This is a genomic window from Streptosporangium sp. NPDC051022 (assembly GCF_040683035.1).
Lineage (GTDB): Bacteria > Actinomycetota > Actinomycetes > Streptosporangiales > Streptosporangiaceae > Streptosporangium.
Genome location: NZ_JBFBCF010000001.1, coordinates 402,913 through 418,973, shown reverse-complemented (window position 1 = coordinate 418,973; position 16,061 = coordinate 402,913). Strand labels below are relative to the sequence as shown.

16 protein-coding genes are annotated in these 16,061 nt (G+C 69.5%); 6 read left to right on the top strand and 10 right to left on the bottom strand.

All coding sequences use genetic code 11. The features are described from left to right. The first annotated feature begins 70 nt into the window (after nt 1-70). The 6 genes from AB0N02_RS01915 (at nt 71) to AB0N02_RS01890 (ending at nt 5,673) form a co-directional block, all read left to right on the top strand. The gene (locus tag AB0N02_RS01915) at nt 71-1,699 is read left to right on the top strand and encodes an AMP-binding protein (protein ID WP_363941480.1); all 1,629 of its coding nucleotides are present in this window, start codon (nt 71-73) and stop codon (nt 1,697-1,699) included. Then, nucleotides 1,696-2,649, top strand: a complete 954-nt coding sequence (locus tag AB0N02_RS01910; protein WP_363941478.1) for a nitronate monooxygenase — start codon at nt 1,696-1,698, stop codon at nt 2,647-2,649. The genes AB0N02_RS01915 and AB0N02_RS01910 overlap by 4 nt, the downstream gene beginning before the upstream one ends. 155 nt (nt 2,650-2,804) lie before the next feature. Continuing rightward, on the top strand, nt 2,805-3,098 hold the full coding sequence (locus AB0N02_RS01905) for a hypothetical protein (RefSeq protein ID WP_363941475.1): 294 nt from the start codon (nt 2,805-2,807) through the stop codon (nt 3,096-3,098). Continuing rightward, nucleotides 3,091-3,915, top strand: a complete 825-nt coding sequence (locus tag AB0N02_RS01900) for a MoaF C-terminal domain-containing protein (RefSeq protein WP_363941472.1) — start codon at nt 3,091-3,093, stop codon at nt 3,913-3,915. Before AB0N02_RS01905 ends, AB0N02_RS01900 begins: the two co-directional genes overlap by 8 nt. Nucleotides 3,916-4,118: 203 nt before the next feature. Then, nucleotides 4,119-5,156: an alpha/beta hydrolase gene (locus AB0N02_RS01895; RefSeq protein WP_363941468.1), complete on the top strand. Its 1,038-nt coding sequence runs from the start codon at nt 4,119-4,121 to the stop codon at nt 5,154-5,156. A 151-nt stretch (nt 5,157-5,307) separates the two neighbouring features. Continuing rightward, a complete protein-coding gene (locus AB0N02_RS01890; RefSeq protein ID WP_363941465.1) occupies nt 5,308-5,673 on the top strand; it encodes a cupin domain-containing protein in 366 nt (121 codons plus the stop codon). A 96-nt stretch (nt 5,674-5,769) separates the two neighbouring features. Here the strand turns inward: AB0N02_RS01890 and AB0N02_RS01885 are convergent, their stop codons facing one another. The 10 genes from AB0N02_RS01885 to AB0N02_RS01840 form a co-directional block, all read right to left on the bottom strand. Then, nucleotides 5,770-6,783, bottom strand: a complete 1,014-nt coding sequence (locus tag AB0N02_RS01885; RefSeq protein ID WP_363941462.1) for an oligopeptide/dipeptide ABC transporter ATP-binding protein — start codon at nt 6,781-6,783, stop codon at nt 5,770-5,772. 43 nt (nt 6,784-6,826) lie between these two features. Next, on the bottom strand, nt 6,827-7,885 hold the full coding sequence (locus AB0N02_RS01880) for an ABC transporter ATP-binding protein (RefSeq protein WP_363941459.1): 1,059 nt from the start codon (nt 7,883-7,885) through the stop codon (nt 6,827-6,829). Between the two features lie 34 nt (nt 7,886-7,919). Then, nucleotides 7,920-8,831: an ABC transporter permease gene (locus AB0N02_RS01875; RefSeq protein WP_363941456.1), complete on the bottom strand. Its 912-nt coding sequence runs from the start codon at nt 8,829-8,831 to the stop codon at nt 7,920-7,922. Nucleotides 8,832-8,925: 94 nt separating this feature from the next. Then, the gene (locus tag AB0N02_RS01870; RefSeq protein ID WP_363941453.1) at nt 8,926-9,864 is read right to left on the bottom strand and encodes an ABC transporter permease; all 939 of its coding nucleotides are present in this window, start codon (nt 9,862-9,864) and stop codon (nt 8,926-8,928) included. Then, nucleotides 9,864-10,922: an LLM class F420-dependent oxidoreductase gene (locus AB0N02_RS01865; RefSeq protein WP_363941451.1), complete on the bottom strand. Its 1,059-nt coding sequence runs from the start codon at nt 10,920-10,922 to the stop codon at nt 9,864-9,866. Before AB0N02_RS01865 ends, AB0N02_RS01870 begins: the two co-directional genes overlap by 1 nt. A 39-nt stretch (nt 10,923-10,961) precedes the next feature. Further along, nucleotides 10,962-11,705 (bottom strand): enoyl-CoA hydratase/isomerase family protein, encoded by a 744-nt coding sequence (locus AB0N02_RS01860; protein ID WP_363941448.1) that lies wholly within the window; start codon nt 11,703-11,705, stop codon nt 10,962-10,964. A gap of 30 nt (nt 11,706-11,735) precedes the next feature. Beyond that, on the bottom strand, nt 11,736-13,373 hold the full coding sequence (locus AB0N02_RS01855) for an ABC transporter substrate-binding protein (protein ID WP_363941445.1): 1,638 nt from the start codon (nt 13,371-13,373) through the stop codon (nt 11,736-11,738). A gap of 174 nt (nt 13,374-13,547) precedes the next feature. Continuing rightward, a complete protein-coding gene (locus AB0N02_RS01850; protein WP_363941443.1) occupies nt 13,548-14,354 on the bottom strand; it encodes an enoyl-CoA hydratase/isomerase family protein in 807 nt (268 codons plus the stop codon). 61 nt (nt 14,355-14,415) lie between these two features. Further along, on the bottom strand, nt 14,416-15,345 hold the full coding sequence (locus AB0N02_RS01845) for a hypothetical protein (protein ID WP_363941441.1): 930 nt from the start codon (nt 15,343-15,345) through the stop codon (nt 14,416-14,418). Then, the gene (locus AB0N02_RS01840; protein ID WP_363941438.1) at nt 15,330-16,046 is read right to left on the bottom strand and encodes a CoA-transferase; all 717 of its coding nucleotides are present in this window, start codon (nt 16,044-16,046) and stop codon (nt 15,330-15,332) included. Before AB0N02_RS01840 ends, AB0N02_RS01845 begins: the two co-directional genes overlap by 16 nt. Nucleotides 16,047-16,061: the final 15 nt, after the last annotated feature.

Here is a 16,061-nt window from a genome sequence, read left to right as displayed (position 1 = left end):
CGATCTGCGCGTATGTCGCCCCGGACGGACCACAGGTCCGGCGCACCGGATCCGGGACGGAGGAAGCTTGATGGATCTCAGAACGGCGTGTCCTGTCACCGCGCACGAGGCGCTGGACCGCGCCGCGCTGCTCGCTCCCGACGTCGAGGCGATAGTCACCGCCGATGACCGAATCACCTACGCCGAGCTGGCCCGGGAGGTCGCCCGCATCCGCGCGGCTCTCACCGCCGCCGGCATCGGGCACGGTGACCGGGTCGGCGTCTGCCTCGGCAACGAGCCACGCTGGGTCGCCCTGTTCGTCGCCCTCGGGAGCGTCGGAGCCGTCACCGTCCCGGTGAACACCCGGTTCACCGCCGGCGAGGTGGAGTACACGCTGCACCACGCCCGCATCTCCACCCTGTTCGTGGCGGACCGGGTCCTGCGCGTGGATTTCATCACGATGCTGCGCGAGCTCGGCATCGGTCACGCCGGGACCCCGACCTGCCCGGCCCTGCCCGAGCTCACGTCGGTCGTCGTGCTCGGCGACAACGTCCCCGGCTGGGCGACCGCGTGGTCGGACTTCATCGACGCGGGGAGCGATGTGGGCGCCGTGCCGCCCGCCGCCGGTCCGGACGACATCCTGCTGGTCCAGTACACGTCCGGCACCACCTCGCGGCCGAAGGGCGTGCTGCTCACCCATCGCAGCATGTGCGCCGACGCCTTCTTCGCCGGGGTACGCCTCGGCCTGCGCCCGGGCGATCGCTACCACAGTGCGCGGCCGTTCTTCCACGTCGCGGGGAGCACGCTCTCGGTGCTCGCATCGATCCAGCACGCCACCACACTGGTGACCATGCCCCGCTTCGAGCCCGCCGAGGCGCTGCGCCTGTTCGAGGCGGAACGGTGCACGCACTTCTCCGGCAACGACACCATCGCGCTGATGCTGCTCAACCACCCCGACCGCGCCCGGCGGACGCTGCACCTGCGGGGAGCCTGGGTCGCGGCGTCCCCCACCGTGATCCGACGCGTGATCGACGAACTCGGCGCCGCCGAGTGTGTCGCCGCCTACGGCCTGTCCGAGGCCTCCCCCAACGTCGCGTTGTCCGCCTGGTGGGAGGACGAGGCCGTACGGGCCTCCGGCGCGATGCGTATCCAGCCGGGTGTCGAGGTCCGGATCCGCACCCTCGACGACAGTCGTGACTGCGCCCCCGGCGAACCGGGCTCGATCCTCGTCCGCGGCTGGAACGTCATGCGGGGCTACCTCGACGACGCCAAGCAGACCGCCGCCACCGTCGACGCAGACGGATGGCTGTTCACCGGCGACGTCGGCATCCTCGACGCGGCCGGGCGCCTGCACTTCGTCGGACGTACGAAGGACATCATCAGAGTCGGTGGAGAGAACGTCGCACCCGCCGACATCGAGGATGCCCTGCACCGCCATCCCGGTGTCCGTCAGGCCGCCGTGGTCGGGGTCCCCGACGAGCGGTTGATCGAGGTTCCCTTCGCGTTCGTCGTGCTCACCGAGCCCGGTAACGCCACCGAGGAGGAGTTGCTCGACTGGTCCCGCACGCACCTCGCCGGGTTCAAGGTCCCCCGTTACCTCCGCGTCGTGGAGGGGTTCGAGGACATCGGGATGACCGCGAGCTCGAAGGTGCAGAAGAACCAGCTCGCGGCCCACGCGCGCGGGCTGCTCGAGCAGAAGCGCAGCGAGGTGGGAGCGTGATCCCCACCTCGGTCACCCGCCTGCTCGGAATCGACCTGCCGATCATTCAGGGGGGCATGTCCTGGGCCTCGTCCAGCTCCGCCCTGCCGCTCGCCGTGAGCCGGGCCGGTGGACTCGGCGTCGTCGCCGCGGGCCCGATGCGGCTCGCCGACCTCACGCGCACGCTCGACGAGATGGCCGCCGGGACCGACCGGCCGTGGGCCGTCAACCTTCCCCTCTACCGGCAGGGTGCCGACGAGGTGATCGACGTCCTCCTCCGGCACAGACCGCCGGTCCTGATCGCGGCCCAGGGCGGCACGCAGCGCTACCTCGAGCGCTTCCGCGACGTCGGCACCACGTGCCTGCACGTCGTCGCCAGCACCGAGCACGCCCACAAGGCCGCGGCGGCGGGCGTCGACGGGCTCGTCGTCGTCGGCGCCGAAGCGGGCGGCCACCCGCCACCCGCCATGGTCACCACGCAGGTCCTCGTGCGCGCCGTCGTCACCGAGGTTCCCGACATCCCCGTCATCGCCTCCGGCGGCGTCGCCGACGGCGCGGGCCTCGCCGCGATGCTCGCCCTCGGGGCCGGCGCCGCGCAGTTCGGTACCCGATTCCTCGCCAGCCACGAGGCGACCGTCCACCCGAACTACAAGGCCGCCGTCCTCGCGGCGACCGTCGACAGCACCCGCGCCGTCGGACGCGGGCTCAGCGTCACCCGCGCGCTCGCGAACGAGTTCACCGCCCGCATGACCGAACTCGAGGAGGCCAACGCGGACCTCGACGTGCGCCGCAAGGCGTTTCAGGCCGCGACGCTGAGGGACGCCGCGCTGTACGGCGACGTCACCTGGGGCAAGGTCGAGGCGGGCCAGTCCGCCGGGCTCATCCACTCGGTGCTCCCGGCGGCCGAGATCGTCGAGCAGATCGTCGCGGAGTACATCGGCGCCCGTGAGCGGCTCCACCCACCTCGGTAGCGGTCGCCCGGCGCGCTTCGGAGCCTGTCGTCGATCGTCGGACGTGCGGCGATCACCCGATCAGGTGCCGGCCCAAGGCACCTTGACAGCACCGAACCTGTCGAGATCCGATATGGGATCGGCAAGCTTTGCCCTTGAGGCAAGGGAGGTAAGTCTTGAACGATACTGTTCAAGAGACGCGGATCGGCCACGTCACCACGGCGTTCGCCCATGATTTCGCCGAGTTCCACCACACCGTCTCCGCCTCGTTCATCCCGCTCCACGTGACCAGCGTTACACCTGACGATCGGCGTACAGCCGCGCGCTTACTGACAGACCAGAGTCCGCCGCTGCGGGCGAACCCGAGTTTGATGAGCCGAGCGGGAGTCACGGGCGCTGCCTCATCCGCGCCCGCGGCGTCCTCGCTCGCCCTCGCCTCGTCTTCCTCCGGTGAGGAGAACCATGATTAGCGATCTTTCCGAAGCCTCGATCAGTCGACCCGTCCACGGACTTCTCGCGGCCGCGGACATCGGCCTCACCAGAACCGATCCGCCGTCCGCCCTCATCGGCCGCGTGGTCGTGCTCTACGACAACCACGGCACCCGCATCACGCACCGTTTCGGTGCGGACACCGTCACGTGGACGCGTAGCCCGGGGCGCGGAGACGACGTCTCGGCCTCCGGAGAGGGCCGCTATGAGGCGTTCCGGTTCGCGGACGATCTCCTCTACGTGCAGTTCCGCCACACGCAGACGCCGACGGAGTCCGTAAGCCTCGCGCTCGACTTCACGAGCGGGCACGCACTGTCGGTGAGCACCCTGATCGGCGACCCTTCGCCGGGCCTGCCCCGGGTCCGGCAGCGCTTCGCGACGGCGCGGATCGAAGGCATCGAGTCGACCATGCTCCCACCCGCGCCGTCCACCGCGCTCACCGGCCGCCGCGTGCTGTGGGAGTACGGCCCCGACCGCGTGTACGAGCACATCTACCTCGGGCCGCGGCAGTACACCTGGCAGTGCCTGGCCGGTTCGGAGGAAGGGCTCGCGGACACCGACGAGTGCACCGCCTACGAACTGCGCCCCGGCATCTTCCTGTTCGCCTGGCGGGAGAAGGCGCTCCCCTGCGCGGCGGTGACGGTCGCCGACCACCGCGACATCCGCAGCATCCGTTCGCGAGGCGTGCTGTTCGGGCTCGACGAGTCCCAGCAGGCTCTTGCCCATTTCACGCTCGACGGGTTCGGCAGACTGATCAGCACGACGGTCTATCCCGCCGAGTTCGACCCGGCACGTTAGACCCGGTTTCCACGGGCCGGACGGCATACGCCGTCCGGCCCGGGTGCCCCACATCACACGATAGAGGGACTGATACATCACGTCTAGTATCTATAGAGAACGGGATGAAGTCGCTCTTGCTCACTCTCTCGCATCAGAACATCACGACCGGTCAGCGGATGCGGCCGTTTCCCCTGTCCGAGATCCAAAGGAGTGGCCACCCGATGACCGTGACACCCGTCCCGTTCGACCCCGATCTCCTGCCCGTCTACCAGGCGCTCCACACCGGCGGAGGCCCGCCGCTCGGCCCGGAGACCGTACGCGCGCAGCGCGACGGCGGCGGGTCGATGACCAAGCCCATCGAGGAGATCCTCGGCGGCCGCCCGGTGGAGTTCGAGGACCGGGTGATCCCGGGCCCGGCCGGAGCCCCGGACCTCACCGTCTCCATCCTGCGCCCGAAGGGCGGGGTCACGACTCCGGCCGCGCTGTACAACATCCACGGCGGCGGGATGTGCATGGGCAACCGGTTCTGGTCCATGGAGAGCTTCGTGGAGCTCGTCGACGTCTACGGGCTCGTCGCGGTCTCGGTCGAGTACCGGCTCGCACCCGAGCACCCGCATCCCGCGCCGGTCGAGGACTGCTACGCGGGCCTCGTCTGGGTCTCCGAGCACGCCGGCGAACTGGGCTTCGACCCGGGACGGATCGTCGTGATGGGGCGCAGCGCGGGCGGCGGCCTCGCCGCGGGCGTGTCGCTGCTGGCGCGCGACCGGGGTGGGCCCGCCATCGCCGGGCAGGGGCTGTACTGCCCGATGATCGACGACCGGAACACCACGGCGTCGAGTCACCAGTACGACGGGATCGGCTGGTGGGACCGTAACAGCAACCTCTGGGGCTGGCGTTTCCTGCTGGGTGACGACGCGGGCGGCCCGGAGGCGTCCCCGTACGCCGCGCCGTCGCGGGCGACCGACCTGTCCGGTCTCCCGCCCGCCTACATCGACGCGGGCGCCTGCGAGGTGTTCCGCGACGAGGCCGTCGACTACGCGACACGCATCTGGGCGGTCGGCGGCCAGGCCGAGCTGCACATCTGGGCGGGGGCGTTCCACGGCTTCACGGAGCAGGCTCCCGACGCCACGGTCAGCCGGGCGTCGAAGGCCGCCCGCGACTCCTGGCTCGAGCGTGTCCTCGGCCTCCCCCGCGCGACCGCCCGGGAGGCCGAGAGCGGCCGGCCGGTCAGCACGCCGATCGGCGGGGCACACGGGTGACGACGACCATCACCCCTGGCATGCACTAGATTTGACGTGTAATATATCAGGGGTAGAATTCAAAAAGACTTCACGCAGTGCCGTCGTCATCGGCCCCGGCGAGGACCGGGGCCAGGCCGTCCGGCGATCCAGACGAAGTGAGGAACGATCCATGACGATGAACTTTCGCCCCGAAGAGCTCGATCTGAGCGATGCGAAGCAGCGGCCGCTCGTGCCGCCGAGCGCCACGCCCATCGAGCCTGCCGAGATTCTCACCCGCAACCGCGTCCTGCACATGAGCGAGGACAAGAAGTTCATCATCGGCCACTGGGAGTGCGCGCCGGGGGCGTCCCGTTGGGAGTACCCCAACCGGGAGGAGTCCATCTACGTGCTTTCCGGCAGCATGACCGTGCAGGAGGACGGCGGCGAACCCGTCAAGCTCACGCCCGGGTCGAGTGCGGTGTTCCCCGTCGGCTGGAAGGGCACCTGGACCGTCCACGAGACCTTCCAGAAGGTGTACCACATCTACCGCCTCTGATCCTGGCGCGTAGAAAGGCCCGGAAGCCGTACGGCTTCCGGGCCTTCCGCATTGCGCGCCTGGCACGGGCGGTCGCTCGGAGGGGGAAGTCCCCTGCTACTCGCGGGCGGGAAAGTGGCAGGCGTTGAGTGCGCCGAGCCCGGTACGGTCGAGCAGTCCGGGTTCCTCCTCCGCGCACACGTCGGCGGCCTTCCAGCAGCGGGTGCGGAACCGGCAGCCGCTCGGCGGATCGGTCGGGCTGGGGACGTCGCCCTCAAGGATGATCTCTTTCCTGGAGCCGCGGGAGCCGACCTCGGCCGAGGGGATGGCGCTCAGCAGCGCCTGCGTGTACGGATGGCCGGGCTCGGACAGCACCTCCGGGCCGGCCTCGACGATCCGGCCCAGGTACATCACCAGCACGCGGTGGCTGACGGCGCGCACAACGGCCACGTCGTGCGCGATGAGCAGGTAGGCCAGTCCCAGCTCGTCCTGCAGGTCCATGAGCAGGTTGATGATCTGGGCCTGGATCGACACGTCGAGCGCGGAGATCGGCTCGTCGAGCACCAGCACCCGCGGCTTCAGCGCGAGCGCGCGCGCGATGCCGATGCGCTGCATCTGCCCGCCGGAGAACTCGTGCGGGAACCGGTTCGCGTACACGGGCTGGAGCCCGACCATCTCCAGGAGCTCTTCGGCCACGTACTTGTCCCGGGTGATCCCCTGCACGCGGAGGGGCTCCTCGATGATGTCCCGCACCCGCATCCGCGGGTTGACCGACGCGAACGGGTCCTGGAAGACGATCTGCACCTCCCGCCGCAGCATCCGCATCTGGCTCCGGCTCGCGGTCCTCAGGTCCATGCCCTTGTAGCGGATGGACCCGGCGGTCGGGCGGACCAGCCCGACGAGCGACCGTGCGACGGTCGACTTGCCGCACCCCGACTCCCCGACGAGCGAGACGGTCTGGCCCTTGTCCAGCGTGAAGTCCACTCCGTCGACGGCGTACACCGTCTCGGCGTACTGGCCGTGTCTGCGCCTGCCGAGCGGAAAGTGGATCTTGAGTCCCTCGATCCGCAGCAGCTCCTCGCCGACCGGTTCCACGGGGTCCACCACGTCTTGCTGTGTGCTGTGGAACATGAGCTCCGACTCCTTACCGTCGAGCACGAGCGTGGGGGCACGCTCAGGGGGTGACCTCTTCAAGGAAGTGGCATGCGGACCGGTGGTCGTCCGTCGGCGCCGGGCGCAGCTCCGGCTGTTCCAGAAGGCACCGCTCCCGGTCGCCGCGGAGGTCGCACCTGGGCGCGAAGGAGCATCCGGGGGGCAGGTCCGTCGGGTTGGGCGGAAGGCCGTGGATCGGCGTGAGCCGCCGCCGGACGGAGTCCGACGGCAGCCGGCTCGGCGTGCACCGGAGCAGGCCGACGGTGTAGGGGTGCTTGGGGTTTCCGAGCACCTCCTCGACGGTGCCCATCTCGACCACCCGCCCCGCGTACATGACCAGGACGCGGTCGACGTTCTGCGCCACCAGACCGATGTCGTGGGTGATCAGCATGATCCCGACGTTGGTGCGCTGCTGCACCTCGCGCAGCAGCCGCATGATCTGCGCCTGGATCGTGGCGTCGAGCGCGGTGGTCGGCTCGTCGGCGATGAGCACCTTCGGGTCGCAGCTCATGGCCATGGCGATCATCACCCGCTGCCGCATGCCGCCGGACAGCTCGTGCGGATACTGCCGGGCGCGCCGCTCCGGCGCCGGCACTCCGACGGCCGCGAGCAGTTCGACGGCCCGGCGCCGGGCCGCCTCCTTGTCGGCCTTCGACGGCCTGCGCTGATGGGTCAGGATCCCCTCGGCGATCTGCGCTCCGATCCGATGGACGGGGTTGAGCGAGGTCATCGGGTCCTGGAAGATCATCGCTATGTCCGACCCGCTCGCCGCCCGCAGGCTACGGCGATCGAGCGCCAGCAGGTTCTTCCCGTTCACCCAGATCTCGCCGGACACGACCTTGCCCGGGGGCTGCGGGATCAGCCCGAGGGCCGACATCGCGGTCACGCTCTTGCCCGACCCGGACTCGCCGACGATCCCCAGTGTCTCCCCGGCACGCAGGTCGAAGCTCACATCGGTCACCGCCGCCACGGTCCCGCGCCCGGTGGTGAACACCGTCGTCAGGTTCCGCACGGACAGGCATCCGTCCGACGCCGGGCTCTGCGGACGTTCGTGGATTTCGGACTCGGTCACGTCGGTCATCGACACACCTTCGGGTCGGCCGGTCTCCGGCAGGTCAACTGTTCGCGCTCTTGGGATCCAGCGCATCCCGCAGTCCGTCACCGAGGAGGTTGAAGCCCAGGGCGGCGACGAAGATCGCCAATCCGGGCACCAGCGAGAACAACGGGTCCGTCTGCAGGTAGGTGGTGCCGTCGCGGAGCATTCCGCCCCACGTGGCCGTGGGCGGCGGCAGGCCGAGGCCGAGGAAGCTCAAGCCCGCCTCGATCCGGATCGTCACGGCCGCGGTCATGCTGGCGATGACCACCATCTCGCTGCGCAGGTTGGGCCAGATGTGCTTGTACAGGATCCACGGCGCCCGCGCGCCGAACACGATGCTGCTCTTCACGAACTCCCGCTCCCGGAACGCCAGGGCGGGGCCGTGCGCGAGCCGTGCGAACACCGGGACGATCCCGATCACGATCGCCAGCGTGATGTTCCAGGTTCCCTGTCCGAACAGGGCGACGAAGAGCAGGGCGAGGATGAGCCCGGGGAACGCCATCTGTACGTCGACGATCCACATGATCACGCGCTCGGTCTTCCCCCGGAAGTAGCCGGCGATCATCCCGACCGGAACACCCACGGCCATCCCCAGCAGCACCGACGACACCCCGATGATCATCGAGGTTCGAGTACCGTGGATCAGCCGCGCGTAGATGTCCCGGCCGAACTGGTCACGGCCGAGCCAGTGTTCGGCACTCGGCGGCTCCAGCTGGGCCGCCACATCCTGGTGCGCCGGGTCCTGAGAGGTGAACAGGGTCGGGAAGAGCGCGACGAACACCAGAAAGGCGATTATCAGCCCGCCGATGACCAGCAGCGGATTGAGCCGGCGCAGTCCCCATCTCCGGGGCTGCGGGACATATCGTGAGCCGCCCTTGCCCGGCGGGGGGACGTCGGCGGTCACCACCGCTCCCGAGTCGTTCGTCGTCATGCTCGTACCGGCATTCGTGTCGTCTCGACGTCACTCGGGCGCCGAGGGCTGTGGATACGGAGCGGCCGGAGGCTTGTCGGATCCATGGAGGACCTCACACCGTCTTGGTTCGGGGGTCGAGGACGTGGTAGAGGGCGTCGACGGCCGCGTTCACGAGGACGATCACCGTGGTGATCACGATGATGCAGCCCTGCACTGTCGTGTAGTCACGTGCCTGCATGGCGCTGACCATCAGGCTGCCCAGCCCCGGGCGGGCGAACACCGTCTCGATGAGCACCGCGTCCCCCACCAGGGTGATGAACGAGATGCCGGCGATCGGGACGAGCGGAAGCGAGCCGGGCTGGAGCACGTGGCGTACCAGGACGCGGCCCTCCCGCACCCCTTTCGCCCGCGCCGTACGGACGTGGTTCTCCCCGATGACCTCGACCATGAGCGAGCGGGTGATCCGGGAGGTGTAGGCGGTGCTCACGATCCCCATGGCCAGCGCGGGCAACAGGATACGTTGCAGGTTCGAGCCGAGCTCCGTGAAGGGGGCGACCCCGTTGGTCGGCAGACCGAGCGGCAGCGCGATGAACAGGACCAGCAGCACGGCGACGAAGAAGCTCGGGAAGGACAGCCCGATCAGCGACAGGACCCGCCCGACGACGTCGGGCGACCTGTCCTTCCACACCGCTTCCACGATGCCGAGTGTGATCCCGCCGAGTTTGCCGATGACGAGCCCCGCCACGGCGAGTTCGAGCGTGTGCGGGAGCACACTCAGGATCGTCTCGCTCACCGGCAGGCCGTTGGTGAGCGACTCGCCGAGGCTGCCCTGGGCGAGCTGCGTCAGGAACTTCCAGTACTGCAGGAACAGCGGGTCGGTGAGCCCGAGCTTCTCGTTGAGCCGCGCCACCGCGTCCGGGGACGCGTCCTGGCCCAGCATGGCCACGGCGGGACCGCCCGGGGTGAGCCGGATCAGGAAGAAGACGGCGGTGGAAACCACCGCCAGGGTCAGCAGCAGCCGCCCGAACAGCTTCAGGAAGTAGCGCGCCATCAGCCGTTCTCCGCTCGTGAGGGCACGGGTGCGCCGCAGGCGGCTCGCGATGCCGCGAACACGTGGGCGAACACGGGAAGGTTCTGCACGGAGGTCCGCGCGATGAGCGTCGTGGCGACGCAGTTGTGCCACCGCGTCTCGAGGTCCCGCTGGACTTTCTCGGGTGGGCCGACCAGCGCGATCGCCTCGACCATCTCCGTGGGCACGGCGGCCGCCATGCCCTCGCGGTCACGGGCCTTGAACCGCTCGATGATCTCCTTGCACGGCTCCTCGAAGCCGAGCCGGGCGATGGAGTTGTAGTGGAAGTTCATGCCTTCTGCGCCGTTGGCCGCGACCTGGAAGGCGATGCCCGGCCGGAGCTCGTCGGCGGCCGTCTCGACGTCCGGCCCGAACGCGACGAACACGCCGGGAGCCACCTCGAAGTTCTCGGGGCGCCCCCCGGGCCGGCGGCGGAAACCGACCTCGAGGCGTTCCCGGTACCAGTGGTCGAACTCCGGGGAGAAGTTCGTCGGCAGCCAGCCGTCGGTGATCTCGGCGGCCAGTGAGATGTTCTTCGGCCCCTCCGCGCCCAGGTAGATGGGGATGTCGGTGCGGGCGTCCCGGATGCCCGTGCGGATCGAGCGCCCCAACCCGGTTCCGCCGGTCACCGGGAGCTTGTAGATCTCGCCGTGGTGGGCGACCCGCTCCCGTGCGAACGTGTCGCGCATGATCTTGACGTACTCGCGGGTCCACTGCAGCGGCCGTTCGAAGGGCATCCCGTACCACCCCTCGACCACCTGCGGGCCGGACAACCCCAGGCCGACGACCACGCGCCCGCCGGAGAGCCGGTCCAGCGTCATGGCGGCCATCGCGGTCGCGGTCGGGGCGCGGGCCGCCATCTGCGCGACGCCCGTGCCGAGGCGCATCGTCCGGGTCTTGGCGCCCCACCAGGCCAGGGGGGTGAAGGAGTCGGTGCCGTACGACTCCGACGTCCACCCCGACTCGTAACCCGCGGCCTCGGCGACCTCGGCGGCGTCGGCACCCAGCGTGTAGATCGAGCAGGCGAGCTTATCGATCACTTGGTGCTCCCTCCGGCCCGACCACCGCCCGCGGCGTGGTCACCACTGGAAGTTCGCCCCGCTCTCCCGCCTCGCCAGCTGCGCGGTGCGCATGACCCGGTAGCCCGCCTGGACGGCGGCGCCGTAGGGGATCTCGGCGGACTCGTAGAAGAACCTCTTCGCCATGTGCACCGCGTAGGTCGGGTTCGCCGCGATCTGCCGCGCCACCTCCATGGCCCGTTCCCCGAGCCGCTCGGCGGGCACGACCTCGTTCACGAGGCCGATCCGCAGGGCCTCGTCCGCCGGCACGCGCCGGCCGGTGACGAGCAGCGACATCGCCGCCCGCGTGCCGACGACCTCGCGCAGCCGCGGGATGCCGTTGCCCTGGACGAGGCCGTGCGTGACCTCCGGGTGCCCGAACACGGCGTCCTCGCTCGCGATCACGAGGTCGGTGAGGTTCACCACCAGGGTCCCGAGACCCAGCGCGTAGCCCTGCACCGCCGCGATGATCACGGGCCGTGCGTACCGGAGGTTGTGCGACAGCTCGGTGCCGGTGGACACCTCGAACGAGGGCGTCCGGCTCTGCCCCAGCTGGTTGCCCAGCTCGCTGAGGTCGGTGCCGCCGCAGAACGCCCGGCCCTCGGCCCGCAGCACGACCGCCCGGCAGTCCTGCAGTTCGTCGCTGTTGAGCACCGCCCCCAGCTGCCGGTGCATCTCGAAGTTGAACGCGTTGAGCTTCTCCGGCCGATTCAGCGTGATGACGCCGACGCCATCGGTCGCGACCTGGAATTCGACCTCGGCCACTACAGCACCTCTCTTCCGTACAGCAGGGGATCAGCAGTTGTTCGCTCGGGCATCGACGGTGGCCTTGTAACTCGGCTGCCAGTTGCCGGGAATCGTGGTCGGCGGCTCGACGCCGCCCATGGTGAACCCGCAGACCGCGCCGTACGCCTGGTAGGACACGAAGAGCGGCTTCGCCGCGGCGTCCTCGAGGATCTTGTCGTTGATCTCCTGCCACAGCCGCGCCTGCTCCTCGGAGTCGGACGTCTGGGCCGCCTTCTCGATCAGGGCGTCGGCCCCGTCGTATCCGCCGAAGTTCTGCGCCGGGTGCTTGCCGCCCCGTACGGCCGAGGGTCCGTAGAAGAAATCCGTGTACGGGATCTGCGGCGTGGGCCGGTAGGAGATGAGAGTGAGCATGAGCGGCTCCTGGCCGGTCATGATCGCCGTCTGCCAGGTGGGCACGTCCACGCTCTTGATCTTGACGTTGACGCCGATCTCCTTCATCTGGGCCTGAAGGATCTGGAAGGAGGTCGCGCTGCTGGGCGCGGTGACGGTGACGTCGAAGCCGTTGGGATATCCCGCCGCCGCGAGCATCTGACGCGCCTTCGCCACGTCGAAGTCGTACGCCAGGCCGGCCTGCTGCACGTGCGAGTCGGGAATCCCGCCCGGCAACTGGGCCCCCCACACGCTGAGCGTCGGCTTCGCGGTCCGCTGCCCGGCCGAGGCCACGTAGTCGGCGCGGTTCACCGCGTACGCCAGCGCCTTACGCACCTGCGGATTGGTGGTCGGGCCGACCTTCGTGTTGAACAACAGGTACCAGGTGCCGAAGAGCGGAGTCTCGACGACCTTGAACCCCTTCCGGGAGTCGATGACCTCGAGGCCCTTGTCGCCGGTCATGGTGGGCGCCGCGACGTCGAGGTCGCCGCCGAACAAGGCGGCCTGCCGGGCCGTGTCGTCCGGCATGAAGCGGATGTCCCACCCGGCGGCCAGCGGCTTGCCCAGGTAGTAGTCGTCGTTCGCCAGCAACGTGATCCGCTGGCCCGGGGTCCAGTTCTCGAACTTGAACGGCCCCGGCCCCACCGGGTGCTTGCCGAAGTCCTCGCCCTCGGCCTCCACCGCCTTCTTGCACACCACGAGCCCGCCCTGCCAGTTCGAGATCGTCGGCAGGAACGCGGCGGGCGACACCGGCTGCTTCATCGTCACCTTCACGGTGCCGGCGTCCACCGCCTCGACCGTGTCATAGGCGGTGAACACCGAGGCGAACGTCGACGTCTCGGGGTTGGCCGCCCGCTTCAGCGAGAACACCACGTCGTCGGACGTCAGGTCGTACGCCGGGGTCTTCTGGCCGGCGGGACACTTCACGCCCGTGCGGAGCGCGATCGTCCAGACCTGCTTGCCGTCCTGCGTCGCGGGCTGTGGGATCTCCTTCGCGATCCCCGGCTCGAACGGCGCCGTCGCGTTACCCGGCTGATAACGGACGAGGCCGTCGAACAACATCATCGACAGGCTGCGGTCGACCGGCTGTACGGCACGGACCGGGTCCATCGACGTGATGCCCTCGGTGGCCACGCCCCATCGGATGGTCGGCCGCTCCTGTGTCGTCGAACCGCTGCCACCACAGCCGGTGGCCGCCAGTAGCGCGACGAGCGCGGCAGGGGCGACCAGGCGGGTCTGAACCCCGCATACCTTCATCGTTCACTCCCATGTCTCGGGCACTGACCCGATTCCGAAAGTCCAAGGAATTATTGATACGGGTCGTGCCGAGACGGCGGCGATCCCGTCCCCGAGTGATAGAAACCGCGCTGGGCTGACTCCGCTTGCGGTGTAGTATTGAATGTTACACCTGAAATATCACATACGCAATGGTCATTCCGTCGTGTGGACGACCGCCGCCCGGCTCCCCGGGCCGGCCGGCGACCCCGTCGCCCCGCGGCCGCCGGACATCGCCTCGCGGGTCATCAGGCTGACGTCGCGGGCGTACTCGAAAGCGTGGTCGTAATCGAGCTCCTGGACGGCCCGGAAGACCCGCTTGGTGAGGCGGATCGCGGTCGGCGACTTCTCCGCCAGGGCCTGCGCGTAGCCGACGGCCTCGGTCATCAGGTCGGCGGCGGGAACGATCCGGGTGACCATGCCCATCGCGTGGGCCTCGGCCGCGTCGACGAACCGGCCGGACAGCAGCAGGTCGAGGGCCTGGAGGCGCCCGACCACGCGGCTCAGGCCGACCGCCACCGTGACCGGGGCGATCCCGTGGTTGGTCTCGGGATAGCCGAACCGCGCCGTGTCGGCCGCGATGACGACGTCGCACGACACCGCGAGCGCGCAACCGCCGCCCACGGCGAACCCGTTGACCGCGGCGATCACCGGCTTCGGCACCCGCGACAACCGCTCGTAGATCCGGTCGTTGTCGATCGCCTGCGCGTACCGGTCCCACAGCTCGTCCGGCCGGGGGCCCGTCCCGGCCTCCTTGAGGTCGGCGCCCGACGAGAACGCGGGGCCGTTGCCGGTGACGACGATCGCGCCCACATCCGGGTCGGCGACGGCGTCGTCCACCGCCTGGTGGAAGCGCCGCATCATCTCGCTGTTCAGCGCATTGCGGACCTGGGGACGGTTGAGGATGATGACGCGCACCCGGCCGTCGGTCCGGCACAGCACTACTTCGGCGTTGTCAGCCACTCGCTTTCTCCTGACGTCGATGGGACATGGCTGGAATCGGGAATCGGATGGATCGGCGCGGTCAGGAGCCGACGAGAAGGCGCACGGGGTTGTCCACCATGATGGATTCGACGACTTCATCGGGCACCCCGGCCTTCCGCAGATCGGGCACGACCTGCTTCAGCGCGTACGCGTATCCGGGGCCGCCCGCACTGCCGCGATCCCCCGGAATGCACACGTCATGGGAGATCAACAGATGCGACGCCCAGCCCCGGCGGATGAACTCCACCATGTTGCGGATGCGCCGTTCCTGCTGGTGGGGGTTGCGGGGGCCGTTGCGGTCGTAGCTCACCAGCGCGCCGCGTTTCGCGAGCAGCTCGTGGTAGTCGAGGTAGGGATACATGTCGCAGTGGGCCACGGCGACCCGCCGCAGGTCGCAGCCCTCCTCCTCGAGCACGTCGAGCTGCCATCTGCCGACGTCGCTCTTCACCGCGTGCAGGACGAGCCCGAGACCGGTCTCCTTCTGAGCTCTGGCCGCGGCGCGCAGCACCCGCTCCTCGGCCGCGGACAGGTAGCCGTGGTCGGCCCCGATCTCCCCGATCACGCCCGGCCGGATGCCGTGCACCCCGGTCCTGATGTCCTCGAGCAGGACCTCGGTCAGCTCCGCGACGCTGACCTTGTTCATGTCCTCCTCGTAGAAGGACTCGCGGTACCAGCCGCAGCCCATCACGATGTGCACGCCGGTCTGCTCCGACACCGAACGCAGCAGACCCGGGTTCCTCCCCAGGCCGTTGTTCGTGCAGTCGATGATCGTGCTGCCGCCCGCCGCCTTGAACTCCTTGAGGTCGGGTATGGCGTCCTCGGACTCGTCCAGGGTGGGATCGGGCCGCGGCCGGTCCTTGATGAGGTCGCAGACCACGTGTTCGTGCGGCAGGATCCGCCCCAGTTCCGACGCCGAGACCGGGCCGCGCACGGTCTCGACGGTCCGGCCGGCCGCTATGCCGCGTTCCACAGGTCATCCCTGTCGCTCTTGAGCGTCACCTCGGCGATGCCCTCCGGCGCGGCCACGAGCTCCACCTCGGTGAGCCGCTGGGCGTCCTCGAGGCTCCAGCCGGGCACGAGCTCGCGTACGATCGCCCTGCCGTCCTCCAGGTCGATCACGCCGATGTCGGTGACCAGCCGGTCGACGCACCGCGGCGCGGTCATCTCCAGGTCGAGCCGATTGACGAACCGCCGCGGGCGCGGCAGCAGCTGCATGGCGACGATCACCCGCCGGGCGCAGAACGCGAGGTCCTGGGCACCGCCGATCGCTCCCGCCACCGCCCCGGGCAGCCAGAAGTTGGCGAGGTCGCCCTGCACGCTCACCTGGAACGCTCCCAGGATCGTCGCGTCGAGGTGGCCGCCCCGGATCAGGGCGAAGGACTCCGCGTGATCCATGACGACCATCCCGGGACGGGGGATGATCGGCTGCCGGCCCGCCGTGGCCAGCGACGGGTCGACCTCGTCCTGGGTGCGGGCCGTCCTGCCGTGCCCGAGGACGCCGTGCTCGCTGTGCAGGAAGATGTCGTCCTCGTCCTCGATGAAGAGGCTGCACAGCATGGGAACGCCGACGCCCAGGTTGATGACGTCTCCCTCACGGAAGTCCTGTGAGATGCGTCGCGCGATTCCGACCCTGCTCAGGGATGGCGCGGAGGGGTGTTGAGCTGGCGTCATAGCCTGGCCGGGGGT